This window comes from Marinagarivorans sp., assembly GCF_982758155.1.
The window spans coordinates 19,296-30,393 of record NZ_CEXWTU010000032.1 but is presented as its reverse complement, the minus strand read 5'-3'; the positions used below and the strand labels follow the sequence as shown (position 1 = coordinate 30,393).

Annotated in this window: 7 protein-coding genes; 3 read left to right on the top strand and 4 right to left on the bottom strand. The window is 49.8% G+C overall.

What is annotated here, in order from left to right; all coding sequences use genetic code 11:
* Window positions 1-101 precede the first annotated feature (101 nt).
* The 4 genes from AC3A8L_RS06025 to tsaD all read right to left on the bottom strand — a co-directional run bounded on the left by AC3A8L_RS06025 (window position 102) and on the right by tsaD (window position 8,773).
* Window positions 102-6,740: a carbohydrate-binding protein gene (locus AC3A8L_RS06025; RefSeq protein ID WP_487961329.1), complete on the bottom strand. Its 6,639-nt coding sequence runs from the start codon at window positions 6,738-6,740 to the stop codon at window positions 102-104.
* Window positions 6,741-6,876: 136 nt separating this feature from the next.
* Window positions 6,877-7,359, bottom strand: a complete 483-nt coding sequence (gene folK, locus AC3A8L_RS06020; protein ID WP_487961328.1) for a 2-amino-4-hydroxy-6-hydroxymethyldihydropteridine diphosphokinase — start codon at window positions 7,357-7,359, stop codon at window positions 6,877-6,879.
* Window positions 7,359-7,721, bottom strand: a complete 363-nt coding sequence (gene folB / locus AC3A8L_RS06015) for a dihydroneopterin aldolase (RefSeq protein ID WP_487961327.1) — start codon at window positions 7,719-7,721, stop codon at window positions 7,359-7,361. The genes folK and folB overlap by 1 nt, the downstream gene beginning before the upstream one ends.
* A complete protein-coding gene (gene tsaD / locus AC3A8L_RS06010) occupies window positions 7,718-8,773 on the bottom strand; it encodes a tRNA (adenosine(37)-N6)-threonylcarbamoyltransferase complex transferase subunit TsaD (protein ID WP_487961326.1) in 1,056 nt (351 codons plus the stop codon). The genes folB and tsaD overlap by 4 nt, the downstream gene beginning before the upstream one ends.
* 211 nt (window positions 8,774-8,984) lie before the next feature.
* Between tsaD and rpsU the strand changes: the two genes are divergently transcribed.
* The 3 genes from rpsU to dnaG all read left to right on the top strand — a co-directional run.
* Window positions 8,985-9,200, top strand: a complete 216-nt coding sequence (gene rpsU / locus AC3A8L_RS06005; protein WP_236986858.1) for a 30S ribosomal protein S21 — start codon at window positions 8,985-8,987, stop codon at window positions 9,198-9,200.
* 154 nt (window positions 9,201-9,354) lie between these two features.
* Window positions 9,355-9,807: a GatB/YqeY domain-containing protein gene (locus AC3A8L_RS06000; RefSeq protein ID WP_487961330.1), complete on the top strand. Its 453-nt coding sequence runs from the start codon at window positions 9,355-9,357 to the stop codon at window positions 9,805-9,807.
* A 119-nt stretch (window positions 9,808-9,926) separates the two neighbouring features.
* Window positions 9,927-11,098 (top strand): DNA primase (gene dnaG, locus AC3A8L_RS05995; RefSeq protein ID WP_487961325.1); only part of this gene is annotated, 1,172 nt, incomplete at its 3' end.

Sequence of the window (11,098 nt, the reverse complement as noted above, 5' to 3'; positions counted from 1 at the left end):
TAATCAATTCGCCTTTTAGGTGGGCATTATTTCTAACCCACCTGAATAGTTACCACAGAACAAGCACCGAGCCATGCCTTACTTATTAACTAATACTCTCATTAATACTCCCGCCAATAAATCATGCGATCGTGACCGCGATAAATGCCAAAATTAATTTGGTTATCGGGTGTTTCAGTATCGGAATAATCCCCATCGCCATTCCAATCGAAACGTAACCACGGGTAACTTGTTAAGTCGATCGAGGTGTTGAAATTTCCGGTATTACCGGTGCCCGGTGCGCTAAAGCTCTGCACCGCATCGCCCCCTACAAAACTGACTGCATCGCCTACAATCGAGCCATAGCTGCCCACCGTTGTGCCGGCGCCCACTGTCACGGTGCGATTACCTTCCGTTGTAATAGTGCCACCGGGGTAGGTAATTTCACTGCGTGCAATGGTGGTACAGCTGTCGTCATCATTTTGCAGCCAGCTGGGCGAATCCCAATATTCGGTTAACAGCGGAATGCTCAGCGGAGCGGTTTCTGGGCCCAAGGCATCGCCCAAACGCAAACGGCCAAAGCGCACTTCGGTTTGTTCTAATTCGGCACTATCGTTACTCGCATCGCCATTACTGTCTAAGTCTTTACTGGCGGCTGCCAAGCCAATGCCGTCGGTATCGTCAAAATCGGTACCGATGGATAAAGTCGTATATGGGCCATCGGGCGATGCTGCGCGCGCCAAGGTGAAATTGGCATCTACGGTGCCATCGCCACTCCAAGCTAGCCCCGTTGCCGCGCCACTTAAACGCGCCGTTAGCGCGGTGGCAGTATTAATATCACGCGCGACAAAATCGAAATCGCCGGTTACCAGTTTCACAAAGTCGCCGGTGTAATTTTGCAAGCTACCACCACGACTACTTTTGGGCGATACCACAAACTGCCCGGTAAACCCCTGCCCCATGTAGCTGTAATCCAAACCCGTTTGGCAAGCCGCTGTTAGCGCACCACTACTAAAGGTAAAGTTGGCTGGTGTAAAACGGCCCACATTGGCCGAGTAGCTTTGGCTTTTTTCGGTAAAAGCCACATTTTTGCCCAGGTACCAACCATCGGTCACTTCCGCTTTAATCTCGATAATGCCCACTTCATCAAAATAAACGCGCTCTATAAAACCACTACCGCCTGCAAAGCTATCAACTGTTCTCGCCAAAGCCGCCAAGGTATCTTCATCTTTTAAACCGGGGTCGCTGCCGCCGGCAGGTAATAACAGGCCGCTCGATAAGGTAATGGTTTCGACTGGGGTTTCTTGGCCAAAGCTGGCAATAACGGTGTTATCCGCTAAGTTAGCGCGGCTAGCATTGCCGGCAGAATCATGGCCATCGGGGACTTTATCGTCATCTAAATCATCACCGGCTTGCCAAGCAACTGCGGAAACATTCACCCTAAAAGATGCACCTGCTGTATTGAACGCGGCCCCTCCAGCGGTTGTGGCCGCGGGGTTACTCACTACGCTTACGTAATAGCCAAAGGGGCCGTGGGTTTTTACGCCCGACTCTGTGATTAAATCAACATCAGCAAAGCTACGTGTTTTGTCCGCAATGTAAAAATTGTACATCCCTACATCGGTTGTATTCGCCGTAAATCGGGCGACGCCATTAACGAACGTTAAGTCGAAATTATTACTGCCAGGCTCGCTACTGGGTACAGATAGCGAATCGCCGCTCGCCGCATCAACAAAAGTAGGGGCAGTACCGTTTGGGTCCGCAGCCGAGCGGTCGAGCCACGCTTTAACACCCACTTGGGAATACTCGGTATTGGTTGCGCAATCGCCGGTATCAGGGTCTTGCTTTTTCATCTCTACCTTCCAGACTTGGGGGTAACCCACAATCTGCGTGCCTCCGGTTATATCCACGCGGGTAAACCCGTTAGTACTGTAGGCAACACTACCCGAGGTGCCCGTGGCGCCCGCTTCAGAGTCTACCGCTGAAACGGTCAGGCTTTCTGTTCGGCCGGTTTCTAGTTGTAACGTCACCGTGCCATTATCACTGGCATCAAAGGTATAGGTCGCAGCGCCGGAGTCACCTGCGCCAGCACTTATCGACCCATAAGCATCACTCGCAGTACCCGTTTTGCTCCAATCACCATTGCCCGTAGAAGTGCTTAAGGTTAATGTGCCGGCATAATCCGTGAGAGGGTCTGAACTGCCATTATTAACCGTGAACGTGACCGTTTCTGGTGCGCAGGTACTGGCGGTACCATCCACCGTAATCAAAATGTGATCGGGCGTATTGTAAACAGGGCAAACATGGATTTCGGCGGCAATAACAGCCACCTCACTCGCGGTAAGTTTAGCGCCATAAAGGCGTACCTCATCCAAATGCCCATCAAGGGCACGGTTGGTAGGGTTAAGGTCGTAACCAATACCGATAGGATCATTGTTAACAATAACGGGGTTTATATTAGTGGTTGAAGTCGTCAGTGCGCCATCAATATAAATTTTCTGTTCGCCTTGCTCGTACGATACAGCGACATGGCTCCATTGATTAAGCGGTAGCGCTGCCGCGGTCGTAGTATCGTGCCATGTGCTAAAGCTAAACCATTCAAACTTAACCTGCCCACCCGTGGTCAAATGAAGCTCGAAATTGCTATCTTTTGTAATTAATGTACCCAGCGTAAAGGGCGGATATGCGTTTGGGTAAACCCACATCGACAATGTAAATTCGGTAACATCTAAAAAGCTATCGGCCCCCGGGTCTGCCACCGCTACATAACCATTGTTGCCTAAATCGAATTCGCCATAGCGACAAGTACCTGGGTCCCCGCCTATTGCCGGGGATGCAATATTGGTATTGGGGAAACCGCCATCGCTGGCTGCAACACCGTGAAGGTTATTGCCACTGCTATCCACAACCTCATCGGCGGTGCCATCCCAGCCGGCATCATCAAAACGCCACTCGGCAACAGGGGTTCGGTTAGCATTGGGGCAATCGTGTGTTTCGGCCGCAACGGCTGCCACATCACTGGCAGACAACACACTATCGTAAAAATTAAACTCTTCTATGCGCCCACGAAAGCCACGGGTTGTAGGGGCAGAGTCATAACCAACAAGCATATTGGCATCGTTAAAAACATAGCCATTAGCCACAGCCCCGGTGGTATCCAGAACACCATTAATATAAATTTTTTGCTCGCTAAACGTATAGCTATAGGCCACATGGGTCCAGGTATTGAGCGGTAGCGTGCCCGTGGAAGACAGTACATCCCAGCTGAGGCCATTATCCCAATTAAGTACCACACTACCCGAAGGAGCCACGTGCATTTCGAAATGGCTGTCCTTGGAGGCCAGCGTATAGTAGTCCGCACCGGGGTAAGACGTAGGGTAGAACCAACCCGAAAGCGTATACTCGGGTGAGTCAAACACACTACCGGTGCCTGGGTCGGTAATACTAACGTAACCCGAGCCATCGAATTCGCCATAGCCACACGAACCAGGGTCACCCACCAGTGCAGGGCTGGCTGTTGCCGTTGTAGGCTGCGTGCCGGCATCTACCGTATTGGCGTGTAAGCCATTACCACTACTATCTTTAACTTCACCACCGGTACCATTCCACAATGGATCATCAAAACGCCAAGTGCCGACGGATTCAACACCTGAAGAACCACCACCACAGGCCTCACCAAAACCACCACCGGCAATATAGGATTCGTCGTAACGTAGGTTTGCGCCGAACTGAACCGTAAGGTTACTGGCGGATGTTAAAGCCCCAGTAACGTCGGCATTGTTATGCAGCGACATATCACCGCCGGTATAGCCAATGAGCCGCCCCGAAGAACCTGATTCAAAATTTAAGTAGGTTAAGGCATAAATAAATAAAAACTCCGTCGTGCCGCCGCCAGCATTTACCGTAACATTTGCTGCCGCCGCAAAACCAGAATCAATAAATATTCGCACCAACCCCGGAGAAGACACATTCACATTAGAGCCAGACCCGATGGTTAAGCTGTTGGTAAAGGTGTAATCGCCCGGTGCAAAGTTTAAGGTTGTATCACTATTGATATTAACACTGCCATAAGCGCCAGGCGTAAAGTTGTAGGTTTCGCCATAGGCCACGATTACATCGGTACCCGCTGGAAAAGCCGGGATATCGGTAAACGCAGGCGCGACGGTGTCTGTTTTTGTACAAATAACGCCTGAACCACAACCATTGGCATCGCTGCTGATGTTTTTAGTCACCACCTGATTATTGGGTGCATCGTGAATCGTTCCGCCACTGTGAATAATGACTTGCCCAGCATCACTGGCACTTGCCGCCACGCCCGGAAAACTACAACTGCCCGCTCCAGGGGCTTCAACTTTTTCAAACGAAAACCAGTCTACATTAAGCCAAGGGTCAGAAAATTCGATGGTTATTGTATGTAATCCCGCGGGCAGCGTTACTGTGTCTGTATCGCTGGCATATATCTCCCAGCCACCCGTTGTGGTGACGAGTGTTGTCGTCAGTACCGTTGCGCCATCCACCTTAAAAATAATATCGCCGGGCGGATTAGTACCTTCACCCGCGAACCTGTAAGTCAGGGTGTAGTCGCCCGCTTCAATAACATCTACATCATAATCGAGAGATTCGGAATCGCCGATATAACCTAAAGCACAATCATTAGGGATCGAGACGCTATCATAAATATCAACATCATAGCCGTTGTAAGTACAGTTCAAGGGGGAAGTGCCGGCGCCGTTACCCGCTGAGTTGTCGTAGCCCGATACGTATTCTTCAATAAGAACTTGCGTAACACCGCTATTAGCAATAGTAATAGTAGAAGACGCAACCTTCTCAAACGAAAACCACTCAGCATTAAACCAGGGATTAGAGAATTCGAGGGTTATTGTGTGTAATCCCGCGGGCAACGTGACGGTATCTGTCTCGGTGGCGTATATTCCAAAATCGCCCGTTGTGGTGGTGAGGGTTGTCGTTAGCACCGTTGCGCCGTCTACTTTGAAAATAACATCACCGGGCGGGAACGCACCCTCACCTGCAAAACTATAGCTAAGGGTGTAATCACCTGCCTCGATTACTTCAACATCGTAATCGAGCGTCTCTCCGTCGGCTACGTATCCTATTGCACAATCACCCGTATTCACGCTATCAAATACATCAACATCAAAACCGTTATAGGGGCAATGAGTGGGGGCGCTGGCTTCGTTACCGGCGGTTGTATCGTAGGCCGATACATACTCATCAAAGCCTATTTCGGTAACACCACGACTGGCAATGGTAATAACAGTAGACGTAACACTCTCTAGCGAAAACCAATTAAGGTTCAGAATAGGGTTAATAAATTGCGTGCGAATGGTGTGCCCACCAGCTGGTAACGTCACAGTATCGGTTTGGTTGGTGTAAGTGTTATACCCGCCAGTGTTAGTGGTCAAAGTGGTTGATATTAAATAGCCGCCATCAATAAAAAACTGAATTTGCCCCGGTGAATTATTGGGGGAGCCGTACTGGTAAGCTAAGGTGTAATCACCCGCTTCTTCCACATAAACATCGTATTCCAACCATTCGCCGTTGGCGATATAACCCACGGCACAATCATTGCTATCCAAATCACCCACATCAACATCGCTACCGCCATAATCACAGTTCGTTGGTGCAGTAGCTGAGTTTCCAGCGGTGGTGTCATAGCCGGCAACGTAATCCTCGAATTCAATTTTCGTGGTACCGTTAGCGGAAATGGTGACTCCAGTAACTTCAGCTTTCTCTAACGAAAACCAGTTCATATTTAAACTTGGGTTCGAGAACTCTACCCGTATGGTTTGCTCACCGGCGGATAAGTCAACCGTATCGGTAGCGGTTGTATAAATATCCCAGTCACCCGTTATGGTGGATGCGGTGGTAGTTTGCGCTGTGCTGCCATCCACCTTAAATAAAATATCGCCACCGGCGCCACCGCCCGTCGCGTAACGATACTTCAACGTATAGGGGGCGGCTTCGCTCACATTAATACTGTACTCAAGCCACTCGCCACTGGAGATATAGCCAATACCGCAACCACCGCCATCACTAGTATCGAAAACATCCACACCCAGATAATAGTAAGGGCATCTTGTTAATAACGAACCAGCATCGGTTGCCGCATTATTACTATTTGTATCGTAGGCGTTATTGTAATCTTCAACCTCAATACGGTATTCAGCATCGTCGGTGATGTAAACGGTTTTTAGCTCTAGCTCGAACCAGTTGATATCAAAGTTAGGACTAGAAAATTCGAGCCTGACCGTTTGAGCACCTGCAGCAAGTTCGATTATAGCGGTAGACTCCCAAAACACCCCCCAGCCACCCGTACCCAAAAGATTCACTGTCGATAATGTAATTCCACCCTGCTTAAACAATAACTGCCCAGCCCAGGCTAACTCGGCCGCACCGCTTGAATAGCGGTAAGTAATTCTATAGGTACCGGCTTGCGCTGGGCTAATCGCATAATCAAGCCACTCACCATCAGCATTCCAACCCACTATACAGCCACCGCCGCCATCCGCTGTATCTTTGTCATCAACATCTAAACCACCATAAACACAATTAGAAGGCGAGCCCCCATTGTTGCCCACATCAACATCGTAAGCGGCGGTGTACTCTTCGGCTTCAACCCGAATAGTTTCGGCCTGCGCAGCACCAACCCCACAAACGCACAGCACAAAGGCTAGGCCCAAGGTATAAAGCCTGCGTAAAAAGCGCCTAGAATTATTTTGATTTAACCGAGAAACAATCAACCCTTCAACCTATAAAAGCACAACGCGAAAACCCGCAGTAGCGTTAAGTTTAGGTTAAAAAGTGAATAAAGGCCGGTGCGCCGGCCCGCTTAAATAGCCGCTTAGCGAATAAGGGGCGAAGGCGTAATAGTGCTGACTAAAGTGAGACAGGCCACAGCTTTTGCGAGGCTTGATCGTAAGCAGACCACAAGGCTTGGTAGCTGCGTTTAAGCTCTGGATGCAAGGCATTTGGCCAAGTATCGGCAAGGGGTTTTAAGACAAAGGCATTTTTTAACACTTCATCACGCGGCAGTGTTACGCCATCAACGCAACCCACAACATCATCAAACGTAAGAATGTCGATATCCAGCGTTCGGCCGCCAAACTTGGGCTGTGTGCGGTCGCGGCCGTGAGCATCTTCAATGGCGCGCAAGGCTTCAAACAGTTTACCCACAGGTAAAGAGGTTTGAATTTGCACCACCATATTCAAAAAATTATCGCCATCAAAGCCCACCGATTCACTCTCGTAAAGCGGCGATAAAACGAGTTCGCCAAAAGTACTCTGCAATGTGAGTAACGCACTTTTGAAGACGACTTTCGCATTTTGATTACTCCCCAAACCTAGCAATACCTCAGCCATTAGGGTTTTTCTCCTCGTTCGATGGTAATGCCGATATCTTGAGCATCGGCAATGGCGCCCGGTTTATGAACACTCAACTGTAACCATGCAATATGAAATTCGGCCTGTAAGGTTGCCGCCAAACGCTCGGCCAGCGTTTCTATTAATTTAAAACCGCTATCGGCCACAAAGTGTTGTATACGGTCGGTAATGGCCTTGTAGTCCAGTGTGTGCGAAAGATTATCCTCTACGGCCGCCTGGCGAATATCGGTAGCCATCACAACATCAATATACAGCGGCTGGCGAATTTCGCGCTCCCAATCAAAAACACCAATCACACCTTCGGTTTTAAGGCCTTTAATAAAAACGGTATCCGCATTCATGCGTCTTGCTCCGTCGGTGCAGAATTCAAACTGGGCAGTTCGGTCATTGGCCAGCGTGGCCGTACTTCAACAGCTAAAGGTTCGTGCTGGCCAGCCAGTAAACGCTGGCAACCGGCGTAGGCGATCATGGCGCCATTATCGGTACAAAATTCGTTACGTGCATAAAAAACGCGCGAGCCTACTTTGGCTAATGCCGCTTCCAGTTTTTGCCGCAAGCGCACATTAGCCGAAACTCCACCCGCTATTACCAAGCTTTTCATTCCACACTGCTCTAGCGCACGGCGACACTTAATGACTAAAGTATCGGCTACGGCTTCTTGGAATGCATAGGCGATATCGGCGCAGGTTTGCTCATCTGGCAGGCCATCGTCTAGCGCATGTTTAGTCACGGTATTCAGGGTAAACGTTTTCAAACCGCTAAAGCTAAAATCTAACCCTGGGCGGTCACACATGGGCCGCGGGAATTTAAAACGCCCCGCCTCGCCTTGCTCTGCCAGCGCCGCTAAACGAGGCCCGCCGGGGTAATCGAGATCCAACATTTTGGCCGCTTTATCGAAGGCTTCGCCGGCGGCATCGTCCAGCGATTCGCCAAGCAAGGTGTATTCACCCAAGGCCTGAACCTCGATTAATTGCGTATGCCCACCCGAGACTAGCAGCGCCACAAACGGGTAAGCCGGTGGCGCATTTTCTAGCTGCGGCGCCAATAAGTGCCCTTCCATATGGTGCACGCCAATGGCCGGCACACCTAGCCCCATCGCAATAGCGCGGCCGGTGCAAGCACCCACTAACAAAGCACCAATTAGCCCTGGGCCTTTGGTATAGGCCACCGCTTCGATGTCTTGTTTAGTGAGCGATGCGGCAGCAAGTACCTCATCAATGAGCGGCAGCAGCTTACGAATATGGTCACGCGAGGCAAGCTCTGGGACCACGCCACCGTACTCGGCATGTAATGCAATTTGACTATATAATGCATCGGCCAGCAGGCCTTGTTCGCTGTGGTACAGCGCAACACCTGTTTCATCACACGACGTTTCTATTCCAAGGACTAACATTCTTACACCGAACCACCATTAATTTTGCGCGCAATGTTACCCTGCAGCCCCCGATTTCTCTATGATTTTCGCGTCATAGCGTAAAACCAAAGTGGTGTCTACAATTAAACGTTGCAGGTAGAGCATCATCTGTATAGAATTGCGCACCCTTAAAAGGGCTGCACCCTAAAGCAGTCTCACTAGCCAACATTTATTTATTACAGGTAGATATATGCCTTCAGTTAAACTGAAAGAAAACGAACCTTTTGATATTGCCCTACGTCGCTTTAAGCGCTCTTGTGAAAAAGCAGGCGTTCTTGCAGAAGTACGTCGTCGTGAATGTTACGAAAAGCCCACAACTGTTCGCAAGCGTAAAGCTGCCGCTGCTGTTAAGCGTCACGCGAAGAAAATGTCTCGCGAAACACGCAAGTTTCAACGCCTTTATTAATAGCGTTGCTGAATCTTTTAAAGCTTCAGCACTGTTTTAATACGCTATTCCGCCCCTAGCCCACCCACGGTGAGCATTTGGGGCTGGGAATTTTGACAGCGTCATTATTCCCCGTTAAGTCAATTAACACTTAACACAACTTTAGGGCTACTACCTGATGAGCGAAATCAAGAACGCAATCAAAGACTCCGTTAAAGCCGCAATGCGTGCAAAAGATAAAGAGCGCCTCGGCGTTTTACGCATGGTTACGGCTGAATTCAAACGAATCGAAGTTGATGAACGCATTGAAGTTGATGACGCTCGTGTGCTCGCGGTGCTCGACAAAATGGTCAAGCAGCGCCGCGATGCCGCTACTCAATTTGCAGCTGCTGGACGTGACGATCTCGCCACTATCGAGCACTTTGAAATTGAAGTGATCAAAGGTTTTCTCCCGCAGCCTCTCAGTGATGAAGAAATTAAAACCCTCATCAACGACGCTATTAGCAGCACAGGTGCCAGCGGCATGGGTGATATGGGTAAAGTCATGGGCTTTATCAAACCCAAAGCACAAGGCCGAGCTGACATGGGCGCCGTTAGCAAGCTGATCAAAACCAGCTTACAAGGCTAATGTAAAACAGGCGCATACTAGGCCTGTTTACACCCTCACAAATACCGTCGCAAACCCTGTAGACTTTGCACCGCTTCTGCGTGCGCACCCATTATTGATTGTTGTGATACCTCGACGCCATGAGTTTAATTCCGCAACCCTTCATCGACGACCTTCTGAATCGGCTAGATATTGTCGATATTGTTGATAAGCGCGTTAAGCTTAAAAAAACCGGCAAGAACTATTCCGCCTGCTGTCCATTTCACAACGAAAAAACCCCCTCATTTACCGTAAGCCAAGACAAACAGTTTTACTACTGCTTCGGCTGTGGCGCATCCGGCAACGCTGTTGGCTTCCTGATGGAATTCGACAAGCTGGGGTTTATTGATGCCGTAGAACTGCTTGCCAATAACGCCGGCCTGCAAATTCCGCGCGAAGAATTCAAAAACAAAAACCAAGCCCCAAAACAAGATTTCAAAAATCTCTACAAATTATTGGGCGACTGCAGCGACTTTTACCAGCAGCAATTAAAGGCGCACCCCGGCCGAGATAAAGCCGTAAATTACCTGAAAAACCGAGGCTTAACCGGCCAAATAGCCAAAAGCTTTGGCTTGGGCTTCGCACCCAAAGGCTGGGACAACCTACTAACCAAATTTGGCGAAACCGATACCGACCGCAAAACGCTTGTTACCGCCGGCATGCTCATCGAGCACGAAGACGAGAATAAACGCTACGACCGCTTTCGCGACCGCATTATGTTCCCCATCCTCGATATTCGCGGCCGCACAATTGGCTTTGGCGGCCGCGTATTGGGCGAAGAGAATCGCGTAGGCCCCGATGGCAAAAAGGCAAAAGGCAGCGGCCCCAAATACCTAAACTCCCCAGAGACCCCGGTATTCCATAAAGGCAAAGAGCTTTACGGGCTCTACCAGGCGCGCCAAGCCAACCGCGAATTAAAACACCTGCTCGTGGTTGAAGGCTATATGGATGTAATCGCCCTAGCGCAATACGGCATCAACAACGCCGTTGCCACACTAGGCACAGCCTGCGGCGAAGACCACCTCAAGCTCGCGTTCAAATACACCAGCACTATTGTCTTTTGCTTTGATGGCGACAAAGCCGGCCGCACCGCTGCCAAGCGCGCGCTGGAAAACTCCCTTAGCGTAATGGTCGATGGCCACCAGATTAAATTCCTCTTTTTGCCCGAAGGCCAAGACCCAGACACTCTTGTACGCCAAATTGGCCAAGAGCGCTTTGGCGAACTAATTCAGAAGGGTTCGCCGCTAGAAGAGTTCTTTTTTGATGTGCTGAG

Bases quoted from the DNA above. Each gene is read 5' to 3' on its own strand.
- folK (WP_487961328.1), bottom strand. From the start codon at position 7,359: ATGGCTGAGGTATTGCTAGGTTTGGGGAGTAATCAAAATGCGAAAGTC.
- folB (WP_487961327.1), bottom strand. From the start codon at position 7,721: ATGAATGCGGATACCGTTTTTATTAAAGGCCTTAAAACCGAAGGTGTG.
- tsaD (WP_487961326.1), bottom strand. From the start codon at position 8,773: ATGTTAGTCCTTGGAATAGAAACGTCGTGTGATGAAACAGGTGTTGCG.
- rpsU (WP_236986858.1), top strand. From the start codon at position 8,985: ATGCCTTCAGTTAAACTGAAAGAAAACGAACCTTTTGATATTGCCCTA.